The sequence below is a fragment of the Colwellia sp. BRX8-7 genome (assembly GCF_014077275.1).
Classification (GTDB): Bacteria; Pseudomonadota; Gammaproteobacteria; order Enterobacterales; family Alteromonadaceae; genus Colwellia_A.
In genome coordinates this window covers 86,157-110,852 of record NZ_JACGVP010000008.1, presented here as the reverse complement: position 1 = coordinate 110,852, position 24,696 = coordinate 86,157, and the positions used below count along the sequence as shown (strand labels likewise).

Annotated in this window: 18 protein-coding genes and 3 pseudogenes; 13 read left to right on the top strand and 8 right to left on the bottom strand. The window is 38.4% G+C overall.

Annotated elements, in window-relative coordinates; genetic code table 11:
- Positions 1-103: 103 nt before the first annotated feature.
- From uraD to H4J57_RS09665, 5 genes and pseudogenes are all read left to right on the top strand, one after another.
- Positions 104-625 carry a 2-oxo-4-hydroxy-4-carboxy-5-ureidoimidazoline decarboxylase gene (uraD, locus tag H4J57_RS09685; protein WP_182242635.1) on the top strand — a complete coding sequence of 174 codons (522 nt, stop codon included), beginning with the start codon at positions 104-106 and terminating at the stop codon, positions 623-625.
- Between the two features lie 22 nt (positions 626-647).
- Positions 648-1,016 carry a hydroxyisourate hydrolase gene (gene uraH / locus H4J57_RS09680; RefSeq protein WP_182215978.1) on the top strand — a complete coding sequence of 123 codons (369 nt, stop codon included), beginning with the start codon at positions 648-650 and terminating at the stop codon, positions 1,014-1,016.
- 1 nt (position 1,017) lies between these two features.
- Positions 1,018-1,551 (top strand): ureidoglycolate lyase, encoded by a 534-nt coding sequence (locus H4J57_RS09675; RefSeq protein WP_182242634.1) that lies wholly within the window; start codon positions 1,018-1,020, stop codon positions 1,549-1,551.
- 4 nt (positions 1,552-1,555) lie between these two features.
- A complete protein-coding gene (gene guaD / locus H4J57_RS09670; protein ID WP_182242633.1) occupies positions 1,556-2,881 on the top strand; it encodes a guanine deaminase in 1,326 nt (441 codons plus the stop codon).
- Between the two features lie 275 nt (positions 2,882-3,156).
- Positions 3,157-3,711 (top strand): annotated as a pseudogene (locus H4J57_RS09665) (EAL domain-containing protein); the annotation flags it as partial.
- Positions 3,712-3,756: 45 nt separating this feature from the next.
- Here the strand turns inward: H4J57_RS09665 and H4J57_RS09660 are convergent.
- On the bottom strand, positions 3,757-4,164 hold the full coding sequence (locus tag H4J57_RS09660) for a MerR family transcriptional regulator (protein ID WP_182242631.1): 408 nt from the start codon (positions 4,162-4,164) through the stop codon (positions 3,757-3,759).
- Between the two features lie 103 nt (positions 4,165-4,267).
- Here H4J57_RS09660 and H4J57_RS09655 point away from each other — a divergent pair, with 103 nt between their 5' ends.
- Positions 4,268-5,500, top strand: coding sequence for an NADH:flavin oxidoreductase/NADH oxidase family protein (locus H4J57_RS09655; protein ID WP_182242630.1), 1,233 nt, complete (start codon positions 4,268-4,270; stop codon positions 5,498-5,500).
- Positions 5,501-5,689: 189 nt separating this feature from the next.
- On the opposite strand, the gene H4J57_RS09650 is transcribed toward H4J57_RS09655, so the two are convergent.
- Positions 5,690-6,301 carry an alpha-ketoglutarate-dependent dioxygenase AlkB gene (locus tag H4J57_RS09650; RefSeq protein ID WP_182242629.1) on the bottom strand — a complete coding sequence of 204 codons (612 nt, stop codon included), beginning with the start codon at positions 6,299-6,301 and terminating at the stop codon, positions 5,690-5,692.
- Positions 6,302-6,735: 434 nt separating this feature from the next.
- Here H4J57_RS09650 and H4J57_RS09645 point away from each other — a divergent pair, with 434 nt between their 5' ends.
- The 3 genes from H4J57_RS09645 (at position 6,736) to H4J57_RS09635 (ending at position 10,060) form a co-directional block, all read left to right on the top strand.
- Positions 6,736-7,773 carry an AraC family transcriptional regulator gene (locus tag H4J57_RS09645; protein ID WP_182242628.1) on the top strand — a complete coding sequence of 346 codons (1,038 nt, stop codon included), beginning with the start codon at positions 6,736-6,738 and terminating at the stop codon, positions 7,771-7,773.
- Between the two features lie 904 nt (positions 7,774-8,677).
- On the top strand, positions 8,678-9,151 hold the full coding sequence (locus H4J57_RS09640) for a Dps family protein (RefSeq protein ID WP_070376816.1): 474 nt from the start codon (positions 8,678-8,680) through the stop codon (positions 9,149-9,151).
- Between the two features lie 234 nt (positions 9,152-9,385).
- Positions 9,386-10,060, top strand: coding sequence for a hypothetical protein (locus H4J57_RS09635; protein ID WP_182242627.1), 675 nt, complete (start codon positions 9,386-9,388; stop codon positions 10,058-10,060).
- A 175-nt stretch (positions 10,061-10,235) separates the two neighbouring features.
- On the opposite strand, the gene H4J57_RS09630 is transcribed toward H4J57_RS09635, so the two are convergent.
- The 4 genes and pseudogenes from H4J57_RS09630 to H4J57_RS20035 all read right to left on the bottom strand — a co-directional run.
- Entirely contained in the window at positions 10,236-11,018 is a 783-nt protein-coding gene (locus H4J57_RS09630) for a S1/P1 nuclease (protein WP_182217382.1), read from the bottom strand.
- A 188-nt stretch (positions 11,019-11,206) separates the two neighbouring features.
- The gene (locus tag H4J57_RS09625) at positions 11,207-13,597 is read right to left on the bottom strand and encodes an endonuclease (RefSeq protein ID WP_182242626.1); all 2,391 of its coding nucleotides are present in this window, start codon (positions 13,595-13,597) and stop codon (positions 11,207-11,209) included.
- Positions 13,598-13,682: 85 nt separating this feature from the next.
- Positions 13,683-14,900, bottom strand: a pseudogene (locus H4J57_RS20040) (alkaline phosphatase); the annotation flags it as partial.
- Between the two features lie 33 nt (positions 14,901-14,933).
- Positions 14,934-16,121: pseudogene (locus tag H4J57_RS20035) on the bottom strand (endonuclease/exonuclease/phosphatase family protein); the annotation flags it as partial.
- Between the two features lie 225 nt (positions 16,122-16,346).
- On the opposite strand from H4J57_RS20035, the gene add reads away from it, so the two are divergent.
- The 4 genes from add (at position 16,347) to pgi (ending at position 21,826) form a co-directional block, all read left to right on the top strand.
- Complete coding sequence (gene add / locus H4J57_RS09615) at positions 16,347-17,348, top strand: adenosine deaminase (protein WP_182242624.1); 1,002 nt, start codon at positions 16,347-16,349, stop codon at positions 17,346-17,348.
- Between the two features lie 515 nt (positions 17,349-17,863).
- Positions 17,864-19,084: a NupC/NupG family nucleoside CNT transporter gene (locus H4J57_RS09610; protein WP_070376818.1), complete on the top strand. Its 1,221-nt coding sequence runs from the start codon at positions 17,864-17,866 to the stop codon at positions 19,082-19,084.
- 64 nt (positions 19,085-19,148) lie between these two features.
- Positions 19,149-20,111 carry a transaldolase gene (gene tal / locus H4J57_RS09605; protein ID WP_070376819.1) on the top strand — a complete coding sequence of 321 codons (963 nt, stop codon included), beginning with the start codon at positions 19,149-19,151 and terminating at the stop codon, positions 20,109-20,111.
- 62 nt (positions 20,112-20,173) lie between these two features.
- On the top strand, positions 20,174-21,826 hold the full coding sequence (pgi, locus tag H4J57_RS09600) for a glucose-6-phosphate isomerase (protein WP_182217389.1): 1,653 nt from the start codon (positions 20,174-20,176) through the stop codon (positions 21,824-21,826).
- A 210-nt stretch (positions 21,827-22,036) separates the two neighbouring features.
- Here pgi and H4J57_RS09595 read toward each other — a convergent pair whose 3' ends face one another.
- Positions 22,037-23,248: a phosphopentomutase gene (locus H4J57_RS09595; protein ID WP_182217390.1), complete on the bottom strand. Its 1,212-nt coding sequence runs from the start codon at positions 23,246-23,248 to the stop codon at positions 22,037-22,039.
- A 102-nt stretch (positions 23,249-23,350) separates the two neighbouring features.
- Positions 23,351-24,667 (bottom strand): thymidine phosphorylase, encoded by a 1,317-nt coding sequence (gene deoA, locus H4J57_RS09590; RefSeq protein WP_182217392.1) that lies wholly within the window; start codon positions 24,665-24,667, stop codon positions 23,351-23,353.
- Between the last annotated feature and the right edge of the window lie 29 nt (positions 24,668-24,696).

The following is a 24,696-nucleotide window of genomic DNA, read 5'->3' as shown; positions in this document are numbered from 1 at the left end:
GACAGGTTAAAAGCCGCATAATAATGAGATCAAATTATATATTTACCCTAATAATGCTCTTAAGAAAAAGGGCATTATTGGTTACCTTGAATAAGGAAACGTTATGTCGATTATCGTGTTAAATGCTTTGCAACCTCAGGCTGCCCACTTGGCCTTTATGCAGTGCTGTACAGCCAATACTTGGGTAAGCCGCATGGTGACTGCTATGCCATATAACAGTTTGGCGGCGTTATCTGCACAAGCTGACCTCAGCTGGAAAAACCTTACAGAAGCCGATTATTTGCAGGCTTTTGAAGGGCACCCTAAAATTGGCGATGTGTCTAGCCTAAGAGAAAAGTACCGCTCGACAGAGAAGATTGCCGCGGGAGAACAATCGGGTGTTAACACAGCGACAGAACAAGCATTAAGTGAGTTAAAGCAATTAAATGATGACTATCAAGAAAAATTTGGTTTCATTTTTATTGTTTGTGCCACAGGTAAAACAGCCACGCAGATGTTAGATATATTGGTAAAACGTTACGCGAATAATCGCGCGGAAGAAATCATTAATGCAGCAGAAGAACAACGAAAAATATTTCAGTTAAGAATCGAAAAAATGATTACTGAAACTGCCACTACTGCTTAAAACGTAAAAGAGACCTAAGTTTATGAGTCAAATAACTTCACATATATTAGACACCAGTCGCGGTAAACCCGCTGCTGGTATTACTATTTCTCTCTTTGAACTTAAGGGTTCAAATGATGGTGACAATAGTATCCAAGCACAGTGGTCACTTTTGGCACAAGGCCAAACAAACAGTGATGGGCGAGTGCCGGCCTTACTTGATAAAGAGCGAATATTACCTGCGGGGAGTTATCGCGTTCATTTTGCGATCAGTGATTATTTTAACGCGCTGAATGAGCAAGCCTTTTATCCCTATGTTGATATTGTTTTTGATATCAGTGGTGATGGTGAACACTATCATATTCCATTATTACTGACCGCTTTTGGTTACTCAACTTACCGTGGCAGCTAAGATGATTTTATATGCTAAACCACTAAGCCAAAAAGCGTTTCAAGCTTTTGGTGATGTGATTGAAGTCAATGATCAAGTAGAAAAAATATCAATAAATTATGGGCTTACACAAAGATATCATGCATTATCGACGCTAGATGTTAGTGAGCAAGCAGGGCAAGGTATTATCAGTGTTTTTCGCTCGTCACCTAAAGAATGCTGTCAGATCAACGCCGGTATAGGTCAAATAACCATTGACTGTATGGAACGTCATCCTTTATCAAGCCAGGCTTTTTATCCTTTGTCTGCTAACGCTTATCTGGTAGTTGTTGGACCTGCGGGCGAATTTGATGTGACTAAATTAGCCGTATTTCTTGCTACAGGAAACCAAGGTGTTAATTACCACAAAGGTACTTGGCATCATTATAGTTTAGCTTTGAGTGACACCGCTGACTTCTTAGTTGTTGATCGAAAAGGTGTCGGTAAAAACTGCGATGAAATCGCTTTAGAAAATAAAATTACCATACATTTCAATTTAGATAACCGGAGCGATTAAGTCGATGTCAGTAAAAGCATTTCGCGGTGAGATTTTACATTTTGTCGAAGACCCAGCCTCGACGCCTTACCAAGATAAAGAGCAAGCAGAGCAGAGCAGCTACCAGTATTTTGAAGATGGTATTTTGCTGATAGAAAATGGCAAGGTTAAACAGTTGGGCACAGCTAAAGCTATGTTAGCTGATTTAGAACATTCCCTAGAGGTCCAACATATTGAAAATGGCCTGATTGTCCCAGGCTTTATTGATACTCATATCCATTATCCTCAAACTGAGATGATAGGGAGTTATGGTGAACAATTATTACAATGGTTAGAAGATTATACCTTTCCGACCGAAAAAAAGTTTGCTGATAAAGCCTACGCCAGTAAAATCAGTGAATTTTTCCTCAATCAATTGCTTGCTAACGGCACAACAACCGCATTAGTTTTTGGCACTGTCCATGCTGAGTCAGTTAATGCCTTTTTTGAAGTGGCTTTAGCCAAAAATCTCCGCATGATTGCTGGCAAAGTGATGATGGATAGGAATGCTCCTGACTATTTACTCGATACCGCGCAAAGTAGTTATCAGCAGTCTAAGCAACTTATCAAAGATTGGCATGGCAAAGGGCGTTTGCAATATGCTATTACCCCAAGGTTTGCGCCAACCAGTAGTGATGAACAGTTAAGCTTGGCTGGGCAACTATTAAAAGAGCACCCAGGTGTTTATATGCAAACCCATTTGTCTGAAAATTTAAAAGAAATTGAATGGGTTAAATCGCTTAATCCCGATTGCGAAAACTATTTAGATGTTTATAAAAAGCATCAATTACTTGGCAGTCGTAGTGTTTTTGCTCATGGTATACATTTATGTGATGCTGAATATAGCGACTTATCTCAATCTAATTCAGCCTTGTCATTTTGTCCAAGCTCAAACCTGTTTTTAGGGAGTGGTCTGTTTAAACTTGATGTTGCCCAGCAACACAATATTAAAGTGGGTCTAGGTACAGATATAGGCGCAGGAACCAGTTTTTCACTATTAGAAACCTTAAAAGATGCCTATAAAACGCAGCAGTTAAGAGGCAAAAAATTAGATTCATTACAATCTTTCTATTTGGCAACTTTAGGTGGCGCAAGAGCGCTAGATTTAGAAGGTACAGTAGGTAATTTTCAAGTGGGTTGTGAGGCTGACTTTATAGTCTTAGATTATCATGCAACACCATTAATGAAATTACGGCTAGAGCAGTGCCAATCATTGGCAGAGAAACTTTTTTCTTTCACTATATTAGGGGATGACCGTGCGGTTAAAGCCACTTATATACAAGGTGAATTAGCTGAGATTAATTGCGATTAGTGCTTACAATAAGATATGTAATAGCTAAAATTAATTTTACAGTTTTTACCTTTAGTGATCGGTTTTACTCAGGTTGGCGCGTTATTCGTGTCGACCACACTAATTACCGGTGCGACAAGACAATATTTCATCCTTCGTTAAACAATATCTAGATAGAGAATAAGCATCATTGCTCAACAAACAGCCTATCTGTTGTTCAGGTGATCATATTTAAGGTCATTAATATAAATTATTGAGTGTTAATTACTGATATACGGCTACAATCTAGTATGAAGGTTGATCAGCTTTGCCGAGTTAAAGCGATAGCTCTTTTCTCCAAGCTGAAACTTCAATCTATGCTCAGTATTAATTTTCTCCCCAACGCTATATATAAACCTCAGCGTTGCATTCGCACAACATTAGAGGCAGCCAAAAAGTATGGCTTTCCGACTGAAAAAATAATGTTTGAATTTACCGAAGTTGAACAAATTGATGACACCGCTTTTATTAAGAATATTGTTGAGTCTTATAATATAGGCTTTAAAACTGCAATAGATGACTTTGGCGCAGGGTATGCTGGTTTGGGTTTATTAGCCGATTTTCAAACTAACATCGTGAAAATTGATATGGGGTTAATCCGTAACATTAATGAAGATAAGGTTCGTCAGTCAATAGTAAAAAATTGTTTAAATATTTTTAATGACCTAAACATTACTCCGCTCGCGGAGGGAATAGAGACTAAAGAAGAATACCGCTGTTTACGTGATTTTGGTATTGAACTAATGCAAGGTTACTTTTTTGCCAGACCGGGCTTTGAAAATGTACCTTTGGTTGACTTTATCGACCTTTAATAACGAGAGACGAATAAGCTAATCTATTGCTTTTTTATCCCTGTTTTACCTTTTATCTGCTGAAAGTATTTCGCCCATCGCTAAGCATTTACCTTGTTGCCAGCTCTCTTGTAAGCGTTGTTTGAATAATACTATTTCGTCTCGTTGTGCTAATAGTCCCTTAATTAAACTCTCTGCCTCAAGCAAGCGTATATCAAGTTGCTCGACTATTTTGTTGTGATCAAGTCCTTCGGTTACGCCGCCACTGTCTGCTAAAACATTTAAGATATCTGCCAATTTAAAACCTAGCCGCTTCGCACATTCAATCGTTGCTAAACGCTGCACACTATCTTGCGAATAATGTCGATAACCATTTATATTTCTTTGTATTTTAGGGAGTAATCCTTTGGCTTCATAAAACCGTATAGTAGAGGCTGTTATACCACTTATTTTTGCTAACTCGCTGATTTTCATTGGTACCCACTTTATGCGTATGTAAACTGTTGACATTAAAGTTAACTTTAAGCTTATACTCTTACAAAATCCAGCTCGTTAAACTTATTAACAGGAGTTCTACTTGAGTCACTCTGTATTTACACCGATAACTCTTCCTAATGGCGCAATTTTGCCAAATCGTTTAGCAAAAGCCGCCATGGAAGAAAATATGGCTGTTAAAGGCCATTTACCCGGCGATGATATTTTTCAACTATATAAAACATGGGCTGCGGGAGGCACGGGCCTGCTTATTACGGGTAATGTCATGGTAGATCACCGTGCAATGACCGGTCCAGGAGGTATTGCTTTAGAGGCAGATACACCCTTAGAGCCCTTTAAAAAGTGGGCTGAAATAGCAAGCAAAAATGGCACAAAAATATGGATGCAAATTAACCATCCAGGCCGACAAGTCTATGCTGCTATGGGAGGGCAGGTATTCTCTCCCTCAGATATTGCATTGGATATGGGGAAGCATAGTCAGTTATTTAGTAAACCAAGTCCGATGACCGAGATTGAAATTCAAGCATTAATTCAGCGATTTGTTATCACAGCATCACGTGCTGTTGAAGCTGGGTTTCATGGTATCGAGATCCACGCAGCCCATGGCTACTTGTTATCACAATTTTTGTCGCCGCTGACCAATAAGAGAAATGATAACTGGGGTGGCAGCCTTGAAAACCGTGCTCGCCTCCTTTTTGAAATTGTTAAAGCGGTCAAGCTAGTTATACCTGAAAATATAGCGATAGCGGTTAAGTTAAACTCCGCAGATTTCCAACGTGGTGGTTTCGATGCACAAGATGCCTTAGTTGTGGTAAAAGAACTTGGCCATTTAAACGTAGATTTAGTTGAATTGTCAGGTGGTAGCTATGAAAGTCCAGCAATGCAGGGTAATACAGCAGATGGACAGCCCCTAAATAGAGAAGCTTATTTTCTTGAGTTTGCGAAAGAAATTGCCAAACAAGCTCCTATGCCAATTATGACAACAGGAGGGATTGTCCGTTTAGCGATTGCACAAAAAGTAGTAGATGAAGGCGTAGATATGGTCGGCATTGGCAGAGCGCTGGCATTTAGTCCAAATCTTCCTCAACGCTGGAAAACGTCACCAGACGCGGTAGCCATTTTACCTCAAGTAAAATGGCAAGATAAAACTTTAGCCGCACTTGCAACTATGGCTATTACCAAACGTCAGTTACAACGTATTGGCAAAGGTAAAGCCCCAAAATTAAACTCATCACCATTATTTTCACTGATTTTTGACCAACTACGACTTAAAAAACTGACTAAAATCTATCGAAAAACTTATGAAAATGAATAGGGCATATTGATATTATTTCAATCTTATATAAGGCATTGTCAACAGATAGTGTCGAGTAAGCCCGTTGATTAGCGGTTGACTAGGACCTAAGGAAGTTGACAATAAAGCATAGTTTGACGGTTAATGGCGGTATATTCATCACCTTGCTTATATAAAGTGATGAAAATTACTCTTGTTAACGATAATACGTTATGTGTTAACAATCGTTCTAAACGTAAGGTTAATCCTTGCGTCTTTAATGAGTTTAGTTGGCGGTAAACGATGTAGCCAATGCTGTTGTGTTGGCCCTTTCATGACTAACAAACTGCCCGCTTTAAGGGGTAAGGTAATGACTTCTTTTGATATCTTGTGCTTAAAAGCAAACTTTCTTTCAGCACCAAAACTTAACGATGCAATCGCACCTTGGTCCTTTAAATCTTTTTCACCGTCGCTGTGCCACGCCATGCCTTCTTCTCCACTGTGATAAAGGTTAAGTAAGCATGAATTATAAGTTTCACCACTATGGCGCTCGACAAGTGCTTTTAATGAAAGTAAATCATCGGTAAAAGGCAACGCTGTTTTAGTAATATTTGAGTAGGTATAGCTAAAACATTCAGTAGCATGCCAAGCCACTTTTCTTTTTGTTTCAATAGTTTTACCAAAAATAACTGCTTGGTCACAACGCCAATCAATACCGTTAAGTAATCGATTAAAGTAATAGTCGCTATCGTCTAAAGATATAATTTCACCAAAATAATCGACATCACCATCATACGGCAAAAGATTAATCGGCTGTTCGAATAAAGATGAAAATAGAACCATGGCAATAACACTTAAAATGAGAAGGTAAAATAGCGGTAGCACAGACAGTGGTTGATGAAAATAGGCTAAGCGTGCTTAAGTTAACACCGCCGAGCAATTATCTGAACTTTCTCAAAATAATAGCACAATAGATAATAAAACTCATCGATACTTGCGTCGCCACTTTAAAATTCAGCAATATTTACCACAATAAAACAATATTTTGTAGGGGGTTTCCCTGATTGAAAATGAAATTGGGTTTAGATACTGTCTGAGCATAATAATATTCTGCTATTAAAAATGTCATTAAGGGTGAAGATAAAGACTTCGCGGGCTAAGGATAATGTTGTTAAAAAATATCTGATTTAATGTCTTAAGTAGAACCTTTACTGCAGTAAGTAGTTTTATCTAATACTCATTGTCAATTATGTAAGATAAATCTATTTTGGAAGCCCATGGACGTGGTTAAAAAACTAAATTATGCAATTATCCACCCAGAGCAAAATAGCTACGATATAAAGCAGTTCGTTGACGGTAGCTGGATACGTCTTATTTATATGGCGTTGCAACAACAAAATTTACCAGCAAACAAATTATTATCGTCAGTAGGTATTAACGTCGCTTCTTTACGTGAGTTAGATTCTATTCAACGGGACGTTGTGCTTAAGCTATATGATAATATTGCAGTATATTCAGGCTTAGATGCCTTACCTGCTGCAGTGGCTGCTATTTTTCAACTGCATTTCTTACGTCATACGGGTGTCATCGTAGCAGATGCTAAATCGCTAGGTGATTTATTAGAAAAAATTATTTTTGCTAGTGAGCAAATGAATAAATTGATTGAGGTCACTTTAGTCGTTAAGGGCGATTGCAACTTATTAGTTGTTTCATCGCGGGCAGAGCTGGTTAATGTCCATAGAACGACACTAGAAATTGGATTTTGTCTGGTTTATAAAATAATTAATCAAATATTTCCTGCCCACTTAGATATTATTTCAAAGATAACGCTTGATTTAAAAAGTCAAAGAAACAGCTTTGAAAAAATATTTGATTATCCGGTTACGTACACCGATAGCGGGAAATATGTCATTGTTTTTAAGAAAAATGTTCTTGCGACCAAAAATTTATTTTCAACGCACTCGATTGGTTTAGAGCCCTTCGTAGATAATAAATTGTCTAAAACTTATATTCAATTACTCTCTGATATTGAGAATTTAATGACAGAAAATATTGCTTCAAATAATCTAAATATCGTTTTTGTAGCTGAGCAGATGAACATTAGTGTCAAGACCTTGCAACGCCGTTTAAAACGCTTTAATACTGACTTTAGTACTTTATTGAAAACAAAAAAGATCAATCATGCGCAAATGCTATTAAAGCAAAATAAACTGAGTTTAATTCAAATCTCTTATCGACTGGGTTTTAATTCGCCATCAAGTTTTTCTCGGGCATTTAAGAAATGGACAGGTGTTTCACCATCAGATTATCAGTAAATAATTTACATCTTGGTAACTCAATGGTTGGCTATGTAACTCCCCGTCAGTTGGTAATAATTTAACGTAACTGTTTTTATTATGGTACTAGACACTTTAAACACTGATCACTTGAAAGCTTGCTCACAAAAGCTTTGTCGTTGTTGAATAGCCAATAAAATTGCAATTTTCTCATTAAATGTACCCACCGTATTTAACTGTTATTAACATCAATAATTTTACCTTATTTTATTGGGTAAACTCGCGACATTAAGGCGTCAATATTACTTGGTAATCTTTAGTAATGATCTAAAAAATACATTAAAAACAGCTGTTCCCATACTTCTGCAGTTTACTTATTATAAAGATGACATTTATAAGCTCTCTACTTAGTATGGTGTATTAAATTGTCTAGATAATGTCGTTACTGGTTAAGGATTATTCTAAATAAACGCTTATAGTTAGCTAAATAAAAGCGAGTTTAGAGAATCGTTTAATTGAAGACATATTTATTGATCACCGTCGTAATGGTCTCGCTGTCTGGAAAACACATGGCGAATCACTAGAAGACTTAATTGATCACTCTGACCGCATGATGTATCGGCAAAAACAGCTTAAATAACGAGGAAAAATTATTGTTGTTATGGACGCTTTAAATTTTACTCTATATTTTTACTAAAATTGATTATAAATCCCTTGCCTATAAACCAGCAAAATATTTACTATTATTATGCTGGTTTATAGGCAAGGGTGATTTGTGTTATGATATGAATTGCTTTAGAAATCAAAGCAGAGTAAGAATCTAAATTGCTCAAACAAACGCAAACAGTTGACTGGCGTTTGAAGTTTTCAATTTTAGTCAACAATTTATCGTTCGTTCGATAGGCGTTATACATTTATCAAATTCTAAAAATTAGGAAATTACATGACTGATATAGATATTGGCATAAATAAAGAAAATAGAACGGAAATATCAGACGGTTTAAAACGACTTTTAGCCGACTCTTATACGCTATATTTGCAAACACATAATTTTCATTGGAATGTAACCGGTTTACAATTTCGTGAGTTACATTTGATGTTTGAAGAACATTATACCGAATTAGCAATTGCTGTTGATGACATCGCTGAACGTATTAGAACCCTAGATGTACCTGCACCAGGAACCTATAAAGAGTTTTCAAAATTAAGCTCTATTAAAGAGGTTGACGGTGTACCAAGTTCTGCACAGATGGTTGAGTTACTTACCAAAGGGCACGAACAAGTCATTAAAACATCGCGTGAAGTTTTAAAAATTGCACAAGCTGCTGATGATGAATCAACCGCTTCGTTAGTGTCTGATCGTATGCGTATACACGAGAAAACAGCGTGGATGTTAAGAGCGACTAAAGAATCATAATAAGTTAATTAAACGGAAAATAACGGTTGGATATCGCACCCCCTTATTTTCCGTTTTTAGCGTCTACCTTACAAAAACACTCCGACTAGCCCTTAAAAATACTCTATAAATAACGTTTCTAATCGGCCCAGTAGCTTAATTGATGGCTTGCACCCATAAGCTTTTCAAATTAATCTAGCACCCTAACTTACATTATGGGAGAGATTTGTTATTAGTGAACTCAGCTCCTTAGACTTGATACAGTCTAAACAATGGTTGTCAGCTTGGCAAAGAAACGCACTTAGCGAAATTATCAAGGTTAGTTTTGCTGATATAGATGCAGAAGATTATCTGCTAAAATATTTTGATAGCCCTGAGCCCAACCAGAGGAAACTGCGACTTTACTTCAATAATGAGCAAGTCGTAGGCTATTGCTTACTCACCTTCACAGACAGTGCAAATTATACGGTAATTAAGGCTTCTGCTGCATTTCTTCCACAATATCGAAAGGGGAGTAATACTTTTTTATTTTCAATTAAAGAGAGCTTTAAAAGCTGGTTGCAAAGACCCTGGCGCAAACACTATTATGCCGATACTATGCTCAGCCCTGCTATGTATCGAGCAATTGCCAAGAATACCGCCATTGTTTGGCCACATTTTGGGCAATCGGCACCCAAGGAATTGTTTACGCGTTTTAATCCAAACGGAAAAAACAGTAATAAAAATCAGTTGCGTTGTTTAGTTTCAGTCAATCGAAGCAGTAATTATAGCGAGCAGGAGTTGGAAATGTTGCGCTGTAGCGACAAAGCAGAAATTCAATATTATTGTCAGCTCAACCCTGACTTTGATCAAGGGATAGCGCTCTTTGTTGTTATTCCAATAAATTTACAGCAGTTCGTGCAGACGACAATTAAATATCTAATGAAGTAAAATCGTATGCGCCAACAAAATAGTAGCGATTGAATAAATTAAGAATTTTGAGATAAAACCATGAATAAACAAGGGTAATATAGCCTAAATAATGATTTTACTCATTTAGTTGAGGCGTTTTACTGAACTGAAAGAGCCCAGGTATTAACTGGGCTTTTATGTGAATAACGATTATTTATTCTTTAAAAATATCGTTTAACATTCCAGCAAGACGGAAGCCTGCTTTGGCTATTTGCTCATTTAATATCGGAGTGTTTTTATACGCATACTGGTAACTTAATTCTTTATCTTCAGGGAAGTCATAGACTGTTTCTCTGTTCGATTTAGATTCTTTAGCCCAATCAAGATAAACGGTATCTTGCCATAGGTTAATGGTGTCAGGCGTTTGATTATTTAAAAAGTTAGCATATTCGGTATAAGAAAGCTTTTGATGCTCAATTATTGACGAATCCCACACAGCATGAAGTTTTGTTGGTTTTCCAAACCATTTAACGGTTATTTTATTACCGCCAAGGTCATCTCTGCGTCCAACGTGAAGCGGTTGGTGAATATCGCCAACAAAGTGAATATAGAATGCTAGTGCTTGCCATTTCTCTTCTTTGGTGATTTTTTTATCGCGAAGTTTTTTTTCAAAATCAGCTAAAGCTTTTAATATGTCGCCATCTTCATTTCTTTTTAGCCCCTTAAATACTTCGTCATCATCAATAGAAATATAATGCCAAGGCTTAGCATAATCCCATTTTTTATCTGAACGTATGTTATCAGGCCAATTAGCCATTTGAGCTAATGGTGCACCATCGGTTAGCTGCATTAGCGCCTTTTTGGCCGAAGGCTCTAAGTTATCTTCTGCTATTTTGGCAACCATACGATGCCCATTAGGGCCAAGTGCCAATGCTGATTTAATCGGCAAGTGTGCGAGTGTAATGACCATAACAGCCATCAAACTTTTATTTATCATCTACATAATCCTTGTTTTAGTGTTTTCTTATCTGCAGTAAACTATTTTATATCTAAGTATGAGTAAGCTTGGTAGAGCAGTAAAGAACTTTATTACTTGGAGAGGTTTTGCTGGCAGTTGCGAGATGCGAGTTGCATTAATTTATCATTAATGCAACTCATTCTGCTAACAAGAAGGTGAGTTGTAACCTACTTATTAAGTCTTCTTAACGATAATAGAGCAAGTCCTGTAAGTAAAAAGTAAAAAGTACCACCACTGGTGTCTTCCTTTGCTATTACTTCAGCGGCGACATTAATAGTAACAGCGGCTGAACTTGTTTTACCTTGATCATCAGTAACAGTCACGTTAAATATTAGGCTTTCATCTTTACCAACTTTCGGTGCAACAAAAGTAATGGTAGCTGTGTCATAAACAGCAATATCAGCAACTTTACCGCTAGTTTGTGTCCAAACATAGCTAGCAATACTGCCATCACTATCTGCAGCCGTTGCGGTTAGTGTTACGTTAGCAGCTGAAGCAACTGATTGTTCATCACCAGCTGAAACGGTTGGTGCTGCATTAGCATCACCACCATCACTAGCAGCACCACAAGCTGAAGCATAAAGACTATCGACCCATTCTGGGTGATCAATAAAAGGATTACGGTTGCCTTGAAACTCATAGATAGTGTGGTTACGGTTTATTTCAAAGGTATCTATGGGGTCTTGTGAATGCCAGTCAAATAAGGTACACAATTTACCTAGTTTGCCAGTACCATCACTCAATTTGCTCGTTGCTGTACCAACAGTATCAACTAAAATTAAATCAGGCATGGTACTTTCTGTACCTGCATCGTAACGTACATCCATATAAAACATCATACGGGCAACATCACCTTTAACGTCATCTCTTGGTTCCCAAGTATCTGCTGTGCTTCTGTTTTCAGGCGCTTCAGTATTAGCGGTACCACCAATATCAAAATCACGATTACCACGGTCACTATTCATCGATATATCAGTAGGGCGCAAATGATGAATATCGGTATAACCTAATTGGTTAGTCTCTGGAAAACCATGTGATTTAGCCCATGTATGCTCTCGATTCCAAAAATCCTGGTTACTTGAAGCAGAACCACTACCGTTATCTGCTTTGGCAATTGAACGTCCAGAATAGAGTAAAATTATGTTATCAGCATTTGTAGCATCTTCATCGGTACTGGTTAGCGCGGTCCATACTTCTGAGTAGGTTAGCTGTTTATGATTAACACTGATGTCCGCTGTGATTGCTGCACGTAAATCGGCGGTTTCTGCAGCGTTTGCTTGGCTATAATAAGTGGCTTCGACATAAGTCGTTCGGTCAGCTATTTTTGCTAAATCAGGGCAGTTTGTACAAATTCCTGTAGCAGGTGTTGATCCATCACCAGTAGGCGTTCCAGCAGTAGGTAAAGCTTGTGAACCATCACAAGTTACTTCGCCACTACAGCCTAAACCATCAGCAGTATCTTTAGCAAAAGTAGCCCATTGTGTTGCTGGGTCAAAAGCATCATCAGCAGTGGCATCACCTTCGGTAACCGAGTTTAGGCGACGTAAGGTATGATCTTTTGTTGAAAAATCACCGGTACCCCAATTGCTACCTGGGTCAACACCAAATTGGCCAAAGCTATCAACAATACCGGTATTGTTAATAAGTAAAATAGCATCATCACCATTAAAGTAAGTTACGCTTGTGTCTTCAATACCTTGAGGAGCATCAAATTTAAATAGCTCAGTTGCCGCCTGATTATAAACAACAATACTAGAGCCAGGTACAAGTAAACCTTGCAATAATAGCTCATTTGGTGAATCTGTCTTGCCATTTGCATAAAGCTCTAGTTTATAACCATCTACCGCTAAATCTACATCTGCAGTACCTAAGTTAGATATTTCAATGGCTTTATTACTGCCACCGCCTTCAACATACTCAGTGATAATAACAATGCCTTGGCCAGTGGATGCGCCGCCTTCAGTCGGTAAGGGTTGATTGCCATCACAGGCTGCTATACCAGAACATCCTAAACCGTCTGAGGTGTCTTTTGGAAAGGTTGCCCATTGTGTCGCGGGGTCAAAAGCATCGTCAGAGGTAGTATCACCTTCAGTGACTGATGTTAAGCGGCGTAAAGTATGATCTTTAGTAGAAAAATCACCTTCACCCCAGTTACTGCCTGGGTCTGTTCCTAATTGTCCAAAACTGTCAACAACGCCATTAGCGTTTGAAAGTAATAGGGCATCATCACCATTAAAGTAAGTGGCACTTGAATCTTCAAGGCCTTGAGGAGCATCAAATTTAAATTCGGCAGTGGCATCCTTGTTATAAACAACAATGCTCGAGCCTGGAACTAATACGCCTTGCAATGATATACCGTTAGTTGTTTCTGTTTTACCGTTAGAATAAAGGTCGAGTTTATAACCTTCCGCGGCTAAGTCGACATTTTCGCTGCCAAGATTAGAAATCTCAATGGCTTTATTACTACCTCCACCTTCAATATATTCAGTGATCACAACATTAGCATGACTAGAAAGCACGCTAAGGCCGAGTACCGCTGTTAACATTTGTATTTTCATAATTTTCCTTTAGGTTGTTTGCTCAATGGTATTGAGTCTCTTCGTTAGTATTATTCAGTCATTAATGACCATTAGTGAATCTGAGTTAATTGCCTTCAAGCACCAAAAATAGCTGCTTAGCTATGTCGGTATTAGTTTGATGACGGTTAAAGGCTTTAGCGCTATTCCCGGTGGCAAAGACTTGTACGTCAATACCGGTATGGCCACTAGAAGTCCAACCGGTATTAGTTCTTGCATCAATTAATAATTTAATTTGCTCATAGATAGATTTTTCATCGCTGCACCCAATAAACAAATTAGCTTCTTGGTCGGTAATAATAAAGCCGAGTGCGTCTGTTAATTGCTGAGCAGAAATAGCTGTGTTTTGATGCGCTAATTTTGTTGCAATACTTTTAGGTGATACGGATAGGTTTTTTAAAAATTCAGGCTGCCAGCGATAATCGCCTTTAGCACCAAGGGTTAAGCCACCAGTACTATGATCTGCCGTGGCAACTAATAAGGTATCATGACGATTTTCTACATAGTTCTTCAACCAAGTAAGTGTTTCGGCTAAATCTTGCATTTCAGCCATAGCAGCAGCAATATCATTACTATGACCCGCCCAGTCTATTTGACTTGCTTCAACAAGTAGTACATAACCTTGATTATTTTCTAAATGTCGTACACCAGCTTTAGCCATTGCCAGTAGATGGTTTTCATTTTTATTGTCAAGTGTCCAAGGTAGTCCGACTTCAGCAAATAAACCCAATACCGATTGTTGTTTATTAAGCGAAGTAAGTTTTGATAAGTCATCAATATATTGAAAACCTGCCTGCTTGAATTCGCTGACTAAGTCTCTGTCTGGGCGAATAAAATATTTGCTACCACCGCCGAGCATTAAATCAGCCTTAAAGTGACCATTAATTTTTTCGTCAAAGTAACTGTCAGCGATTTCATTATAATTTTTGCGACTTTCATTGTGAGAAAAATAAGCAGCAGGAGTTGCATGGTTGATTTGGGAGGTAACCACTAAGCCCGTTTTCTTGCCTAATTGTTTTGCTCGCTCCATTAGCGTTAATAATGGTTTTTTATTTACATCAACGCCAATCGCACCATTATAGGTTTTATAACCGGTAGATAATGCAGTAGCGGCTGCGGCAGAGTCGGTAACGTAACCTTGGCTATTAACCGGATAAGTACTGGCCATGCCTGTTAGCAGTTCATCAAAAATAGTTGTTTCTACCCGTGGCGTATTTATATTATCCATATAATAACGATAACCCGTGGTATAAGCGGGTCCCATTCCATCGCCAATAACCATGATAATATTTTTAGCCTGCTTATCTTTGGCTGTTAAAGTTAAATCAGCCCAAACCAAACGATGATCAGATGAAGCGGAGCGGGTTTCAATTAAGCGATAGAGTGGGCTGTCTTTCTTTGGCCAAAAAACACCATTATTTTGTAGGTTAATACCAAGGCGAGAAGGTAAAACATAGTCTGCTTGCATACCCCAACCAGCGGTATGATTAGCAGCAAAAGGGCTGTTACTGTTTTTTATCCCAGCGACACTAGCAGGTGTCATATCATTGTTAATATAAGGACTAGCTAAAAGGTTACTAATACCTTCTTTACGGGCAGCACCTTCATCTTTAGAGGCGTTTTGATCACCCAAAATAACAAAGCGGCTATCTAATGTTAAGCCACCTTTACCACCTTGGTCATCGTAAATATAATTGCCTTTGTTGGGGGTAATATAATCTTGCCAAAAGCGTATTTCGTCATGGTTTCTAGCACCATTACGGTCTTCTTCACCGTCGAACACCGGTGGTGTAGGGTGGCTTGCTAGTATATGAACAAGTTTACCTTGGACATTAATCGGAATATCCCAGTGCGATTTAGACGATAAACGCAGCATTTGCCATTCTTGTTCGTTATACCAGTGTTCTTTCGTACTTGGATTGATTGGCACTATGGCATTGGGCATATCTTTCCAAAGGAAATGTTGGAAAGTTCTAATATTATCCTCAACAATTGGATATTTAGATAGCACCAACATACCAAAATGACCTGGGAAGTGGCCATAACCTTGAGCGTCGCCAAGGTTATTAGTTTTTTTACCGTTATTGTCCAAATCAAAAGGTGTGCTTACACCAGTATTTACCGGTGCAAAATAATAATAAGGGTAATCAATGGCGGCGATTCCCTGTTGTGATTTACCTAAATATTGCTTTAAAAATATTTCAACGCCTTGTTTTGGGTCGGCAATATAGTCAAATTCATTAAGGAGAATAATATCAGGGCGGTTACGTTGAATAATTTCAGCAATATTCTTAATTTGTTGACGATCGTCTTTAAGAGCAGCGATAAGTTCAACACCTGACCCTATTTTATTGTTAGGTAGGTAATTAGTTGCGTCCATGCTGACATTAAATGTTGCTACTCTAATGTGAGGTTGTTGGTCTATTGCAGGTTGAATAACGGATGCTTGAGTGACAAAAACAGCTAATAAAAGCGGTAAAGCTAGCTGAATAAAATTAATTTTCAGCGGTTTATAGGTCTTTTTATGTTTAATTTTAGTCAGTAATTGTATTTTAAATTTCATATATTTATCACAATTTCATGTACTTATATTAGTAGGTGAATAAGTCATTAATCAAACATAACTTGTCACTTGTGTCAGGTTATGTTTAGAATGTAAAATAAATTAACCATATGGTCAAGTTTTCTTTGTCCATGAGTATAAACAGATAAAATGTTAAGGAATAGTAGAATGTTTAGAGATATTCCCTTTATTGATTTACACCGCCATTTAGACGGCAATATAAGAGCAAAAACAATTCTGGCATTAGGACAACAGCATGGTATCGAATTACCCGCAGATAATTTGACTGATTTATTACAGCATGTACAAATTCAAGGTAAAGAAAGTAACTTAGTCTCTTTTTTACAAAAACTTGATTATGGCGTTAGCGTGTTAGCTAATTTAGAGGCATGTAAACGTATCGCTTATGAAAACGTTGAAGACGCTTTTTTGCAAGGGCTTGATTATGCTGAATTAAGATTCTCTCCTTATTATATGGCTATGGAACATAAGCTCAATGTCACCGACGTGGTTGCTGCAGTGGTCGACGGCGTAAAGTTAGCGCAAAAAGATTTTCCTGTCCAAATTAACCTTATTGGTATTTTAAGTCGTACCTTTGGTGTTAATGCCTGTTTTGAGGAGTTACATGCCTTACTTGCACACAAAAATGAACTTGTCGCGGTCGATTTGGCTGGAGATGAGTTAGGCAAGCCAGGCCAACTCTTTGTTGAACACTTTGCTTTGGTTAATAAAGCCGGCTTACAGGTGACTATTCATGCCGGTGAAGCGGATGGAGCATCGAGTATCTATCAGGCTATCAATGAATTACATGCAACCCGCATTGGCCATGGTACTCACGCTGTGGGTGATGAAAAATTAATGGATTATATGTATCAGCATAATATCGCCATTGAATCATGTTTAACGTCAAATTATCAAACAGGGACAGTCAAAAATATCAGTCAGCATCCCGTTAAAACATTTCTTGATAGAGGTTTACTTGTTTGCCTCAACAGTGACGATCCTGCTGTGCAGGGGTGTGACATAAAATATGAATATCAGCATGCGGCACTTGAAGCGGGGCTTAGTCAAGCGCAGTGTCGTACATTACAAGAAAACGCGTTAAAAATGGCTTTCTTATCTGACCATGAAAAGCGAGTCTTAAGACAGACAGCAATGAAGAGGGGTTGAGAAGTGTCATAACATAAACGCTAATATTACTGTGTTTATTTGTTGGAGTTGGCTGTGCTAAAGCCTTTAGCAATCTAACTTTGACCAACTAGGTATGACTTATCGCAGATAGTGCAGCAGTCTTACTAACAATCATAAGTAGTTGATATAGTGATTTAAGTTATCTTAATTGCCGTCAATAGCACTATAAAAATTAATTTTTTTTGGTAAATAACAGCAATACATTAAAATTTTAACCTCGTTGTTATGACCTGTCTATAGATTCAATTTATCAACTAAATTGCTAGTGGGATCATCATTAATATTATCGATAATTATTGCTGTTGTAGTATCCGAGTAATTGGTGGTTATTCGATAATATCCTATTGACCTAAGTAGAATCTTAGTTTAGATTAAAAACCTGACTATATAGTCAGGTTTTTAATATCAATACTCAAAATAAATAAAATGCTGTATTTGGTCTTAGTCTCCATTGTCATCAAAATAATAATAAAATCAAAATAACAGGGAATAACATGGATACGAATATACTACGCAGCATTTTGGGGATTTTTGTCCTTTTAGCTATTGCCTATTTCGCCTCGTCAGATAGAAAGAACATTAATTGGCGAACGATTATTGGTGCACTAGTGTTACAAATATCTCTGGGTGCTTTTGTGTTATATATCCCCGCAGGTAAAGATATCTTGTTGAGTGTTGCTAGCGGTGTATCTAATGTTATTGGCTATGCCAATGACGGTATTAGCTTTATATTTGGCGAACAAATAGGTGAAAAAAGCTTAGGCTTTATGTTCGCTTTCCATGTCTTACCCGTCATCGTCTTTTTCTCGGCGTTGATTGCCGTGCTTTATTATATTGGTGTAATGGAGTTGGTAATTAAGTTTATTGGTGGTGGTTTGCAAAAACTTCTTAAAACCAGTCAAGCTGAATCTATGTCAGCGACCGCAAATATTTTTGTTGGTCAAACCGAAGCGCCTTTAGTGATAAAACCTTTTTTGCCTAAGATGACCCGCTCTGAACTTTTTGCGGTAATGGTGGGTGGCTTAGCATCGGTAGCAGGCTCGGTAGTCGCCGGTTACGCTGGTATTGGTATTGATTTAAAATACCTCATCGCTGCTAGCTTTATGGCTGCCCCTGGCGGCTTGCTTATGGCAAAAATGTTAGTGCCTGAAACTGAACAGCCGAACGACAATTTAGACGATATGAAAAGCGATGTTAAAGAGGCCGTTAATGTTATTGATGCAGCCGCCACCGGAGCATCTAATGGCATGATGCTCGCGCTAAATGTTGGTGCTATGTTATTAGCATTTGTTGCTCTACTGGCGATGGTAAACGGTTTGCTAGGTGGCTTTGGAGAATGGTTCGGCCTACAAAACCTAAGCTTACAACTGATTTTAGGTTATATTTTTCAACCGGTCGCTTATCTTATTGGGATCCCTTGGCATGAAGCAAACATGGCTGGGAGTTTCCTTGGTCAAAAAATTATCATCAATGAATTCGTCGCCTATCTAGATTTTATTACTGTTGCTGATCAATTAAGTGCCAGAACCCAAGCCATTATCACCTTTGCACTTTGTGGTTTTGCTAACTTATCTTCCGTGGCTATTTTATTGGGCGGCATGGGTAACATGGCACCTTCTCGTCGCCCCGATATTGCTAAGCTTGGCATGAAAGCGGTTCTCGCTGGGGCTATGGCTAACCTGATGAGCGCAACTATTGCGGGAATTTTTATCTAATTTACCTCATTAATTTAAACGAATAAACAAACGAATAAACAGAAACTTTTTAACAGGAATTATTATGCAAGCACAACTATCTCAACTAGAACAATTAAAAACCATGACAACTGTCGTTGCTGATACGGGGGATATTGAAGCCATAGCAAAATTTTCACCAATGGATGCGACGACTAATCCTTCATTATTATTAAAAGCTGCTGCTATACCTGCTTATCAAAACTTACTGACAGAAGCTGTTAATTGGGCAAAAAGTCAGACTAAAGACAAGGCCATTGAAGTCAGTCTTGCGGCTGATAAATTATCAGTATTAATTGGCTTAGAAATTTTAGCGATTGTACCCGGTCGTATTTCTACTGAAGTTGATGCACGTTTATCTTTTGATAAAGAAGCAAGTATTGTTAAGGCTCGTCAACTTATCGCTATGTATCAAGAAGCCGGTGTTGGTAAAGAACGTATTTTGATAAAAATGGCGTCAACTTGGGAAGGTATTCAAGCGGCTAAACAACTTGAGCAAGAGGGGATTCAATGTAATTTAACCTTGTTATTTAGTTTTGCTCAAGCAAAAGCTTGTGCTGAAGCACAAGTGTATTTAATTTCACCCTTTGTTGGTCGAATTCTTGATTGGCACAAAAAAGATACTGGTCGTGATAGCTATTTAGCCAATGAAGATCCTGGGGTGATTTCTGTTACAGAAATTTTTAATTATTACAAACAGCATGACTACAATACTGTGGTGATGGGCGCAAGTTTTCGTAATATCGATGAAGTTATCGCCCTTGCTGGCTGTGACAGATTAACGATCAGTCCACCATTAATGAGTGAATTATCAGATAATTATCAAGGTATAACGCAGCAATTAATGCCTGCAACTCGTGTTCAAGATAAACCCGTAGCATTAACTGAAGCTGAGTTTCGCTGGGAAATGAATCAAGATGCGATGGCAACAGAAAAACTAGCAGAAGGTATTCGTAACTTTGCCATTGACCAGTGCAAGCTCGAAGTACAACTAAGCCAATTATTTTAAGATAACTTTAGGAAACCCTTCATGCTAATGGATACTTTTAACGACACTTTAGGACAACACTCATGTTAATGGATACTTTTAACGATAAGTGGCGAGAACTTCAACAACACTTGCTTGAGATAAAAAGTAGCCATTTGCGTGACTTGTTTGCCAGTGATCCACTACGAGCAGAAAATTTATCGGTTAGTGCTTGTCGCTTAAATTTAGATTATTCAAAAAATCGTATTACTGAGAAAACGCGCGCTTTGTTAATCGAGTTAGCCGAATCAGCGCAATTAGCTGAAAAAAGAGAGGCGATGTTCGCTGGTGCGCCGATTAATAATACTGAGAACAGATCGGTATTACACACAGCTTTGCGACAACAAGACAGTACACCTGTACTTGTTGACGGTGTTGATATTATACCTCAAATCAAAGCGGTGCGCCTTAAGGTAGAAGCAGTCGTTAACCAAGTGCGTGACAAGAGATGGTTAGGTTATAGTGGTAAATCTATTACTGATGTCTTAAATCTAGGTATTGGTGGCTCTTTCTTAGGGCCTAAAATAGTGACTACTGCATTAAAACCTTATGTTGAAGGTGGGCCTAAACAGCATTTTGTGGCCAATATAGATGGAAATCATCTACATGATGTTTTAACTCATTTAAACCCTGAAACAACCTTGGTGTTGATCGCATCAAAGTCTTTTAATACTCAGGAAACTCTGACGAATGCCGAGTCTACTCGCCAATGGTTTTATGACTATGGTGTTACGTTTGAGCAGCTAAACCGACACTTTATTGCCATATCATCCAATGTAACTAAAGCGGTCGAATTTGGTATTAATGGTGACAATGTTTTTCCGATGTGGGATTGGGTTGGGGGACGATATTCATTATGGTCAGCTATTGGCATGCCTATTGCGATGGCAATAGGTAATCAAGGATTTACTGAATTACTAAAAGGTGCTGCCGATCTTGATAAGCATTTTAAAGAGGCACCGCTTGAGCAAAACTTACCGGTACTCATGGGGATGTTAGGGGTGTGGAACCATAACTTTTTTGGTTGTCAAACTCATGCTTTATTACCATACAGTCATTATTTACGTGGTTTTCCTGCGTATGTACAACAGATGGACATGGAGTCTAACGGTAAAAGCTGCCAGCTTAATAATGAAATTGTCAGCAGTACTACCGGTCCGGTTATTTGGGGCGCAGAAGGCACGAATGGTCAACATGCTTTTCATCAGTTATTACATCAAGGTACGTCAGTAGTACCGGTTGATTTTATTCAGCCATTAGTTGCTGAACATAATATGAACGGTCACCAAGATATGCTCGTTGCCAATTGTTTTGCACAAAGTAAAACGCTAATGCAAGGTAAAACACATCAACAAGCCTATGATGAACTTGTCGCTTCAGGTATGGAAGAAGCATTAGCCAAAGTGATTGCCAAACATAAAGAAATGCCAGGGAATCGACCATCGAATACCTTGACCTTTGACCGATTAACACCATACCAACTTGGGACGCTAATTGCTTTATATGAGCATAAAGTCTTTGTTCAAGGGGTTATTTGGAACTTAAATTCCTTCGACCAATGGGGGGTCGAGCTTGGGAAAATATTAGGTGATGATATATTATCTCGCATTGGACAGCCTAATAATACTGAACTTTCAGACAGTTCGACAGAATTACTCCTTGCGCAATACCGAGATGCTAATAAATCATTGATGTAACATTAGGCCTTCTTTAAATACTCAATAAAAATCAATGATTAATAACCGAGTAAGACTATGTATCAATAATAGTTTACTCGGTTTTTTTATTTAATCTGTTGATATCAGGCAGTGTTGTTAAATCTGTTGGCAAATTGAAAAGCCAATTTATTGTTAGTAAATACGTTTATCAAGGGACCAACTAGGGTCCTTGAGTTAAGGCTTCAATGATTAAAACTTTAGTTCGTCTAAAAAAGACTGACCATAATCCATTGCGTCTAAGGTAAATAAACTGGCTAAAGTTTGTCCCAAATCGGCAAAACTATTGCGTTGGCCTAAGTTTATCGAATGGATATGATTGTGATAAGCGATAACTGGCACGAATTCACGCGTATGATCATTGCCTGGCCAAGTAGGATCACAACCGTGATCAGCGGTTAATAGCAGTAAGTCATCATCAGCCATTTGATCTAAAAACTCCGCTAAACGCTCATCGAAATATTCTAACGCTTCGCCAAACCCGACAGGGTCACGTCGATGACCAAAGTCTTGATCAAAATTAACTAGATTGGTAAAAATAATACTCTTATCTGCTGCGGTTTTCATATGTGCGAGCGTTGCATCTAATAACGCAGGTAGTCCGGTTGCTTTGGTTTTGATACTAATACCCTGATGCGCAAAAATATCGGCAATTTTACCGACACTTATCACCGTACCATCGGCTTGCGTTAATTTTTCTAATACGGTGGTCGCTGGAGGTAATACTGAATAATCTCTGCGATTACCTGTTCGCTCAAAATCGGCAGGAATCTCACCAATAAAAGGGCGAGCGATCACACGTCCTATATTTAACGGATCGAGTATTACCCGCACTTGTTGACAATATTTATAAAGATTATCTAAGCCAAAGTGTTGTTCATGGGCGGCAACTTGGAAAACACTGTCGCCTGAGGTGTAACAAATAGGTAAACCTGTTTTTATATGTTGTTCGCCTAAATTAGCGATAATATCGGTACCAGAGGCATGGCAATTTCCTAACATATCAGCATAACCTGTGGCTTGGTTTATTTGTGCCATCAGTTCTGCTGAGAAGCTATTTTTCTTATCAGTAAAGTAAGTCCAATCAAATAAAACCGGCACTCCTGCCATTTCCCAGTGACCACTAGGGGTATCCTTACCAGTACTTATTTCAGCAGCGTAACCATAAGCCCCTTTCGTTGGCTTAACGGGTTCAACACAAAGCGTGCGACCTGACGCTTGTTGACAAGCCTTAACTAAGCCCAGTTTACTTAAATGAGGAAGCTTTAAAGGGCGTCCTTTAATTTCTTGAAATTTTTCAGCTAAATTTGCAAAGGTGTTGGCGTTAACATCACCAAAAGCTTCTGCATCAGGGGCATGACCTAAGCCAAAACCGTCAATGACCAAAATAATTGCTCTCGACATAATTGTTCTCATTTTATAAATTTATTTAAAGAAGGGGATAAAAAGTTAAGGCGACTTTACAGTCGCCTTAATAATGGATTCATCTCAGTTGAGTATCAATAATTAGGTAATGAGTTGATGTATCACAGGTTCAACAATAACTGGCGCTACTGAAATTTCAACCGCACTTAAGTATTGTTTAATCGCTTGAGTTGCTTGAGCGTCATCTTTGGCATGAACAATAGCAATGATGTCACCTTCAGCGACTTTCGTGCCTTTTGGCTTAATATCACTAAAGCCGACACTGTAATCTAAGCTTTGATTATGGTCGACACGACCACCACCCATTTCTACTAATGCCATACCTATAGCACGAGTATCCATAATGCCAATGTAACCAGCTTTTGAGGCGACGATGTTTTTAGTCATATTAGCTTTAGGCAGTAAACTTTCACTGTGAGTTAATAAATCAGCTGGGCCACCCATCGCGGTGATCATTTTGCCAAATATTTCAGCGGCTTTACCTGATGTTAATGCCTCTTCGGCCAACGTTGTTGCTTGTTCAATATCACGGGCTATTTTACTGGTTAATAACATTCGAGCAGCAAGGGCTATCGTGACTTCATGCAACCTTGGTTCACGATATTTTCCGGTCAAATAATCTATAGTTTCTTGTATTTCAAGCGCATTACCCACTGTGGTTCCCAGCGGTTGATTCATATCAGTGATTAATGCTTGTGTCGGTGTTCCTGCGCCATTGGCGACTGAGACAATTGAATGAGCTAATGCTTGAGCTGATTCAATATCGGCCATCATCGCGCCATTGCCTACTTTTACATCCATGACTAAAGACTCGAGGCCAGCTGCTAATTTTTTTGATAAAATAGAAGCGGTGATCAATGGGATGGATTCTACTGTGCTCGTTACGTCACGAATTGAATAAAGACGTTTGTCGGCTGGTGCTAAATCTTTGGTTTGTGAAATAATTGCTGTGCCTTGCTCTTTAACTGTTGCTTGGAACTCTGCAAGGCTAGGGCGAACATTAAAACCAGGGATGGCCTCTAATTTATCAACCGTACCACCAGTATGACCTAAACCTTGTCCTGCAATCATTGGCACATTAGCCCCACATGCCGCGACTATTGGTGCTAGCATTAAGCTTACTTTATCACCAACACCACCCGTTGAATGTTTATCTACAATGGGTTTGTTTAATTTATTATGCCAATCAACAACCGTACCCGAGTCACGCATAGCCATGGTTAGATTAACAACTTCATCGGTTGTCATGCCATTAAGCCAAATAGCCATAGCCATAGAGCCAACTTGTGCATCGGTGAAATCACCTGTTTTAAGACCGTCAACAAAGCATTGAATTTCATCTACAGTTAAAGCTTGTTTATTACGTTTTTGACGAATGATATTTTGAGGTAAGTGCATAGTGATCCCTTTAGATAATAATTGAGTTG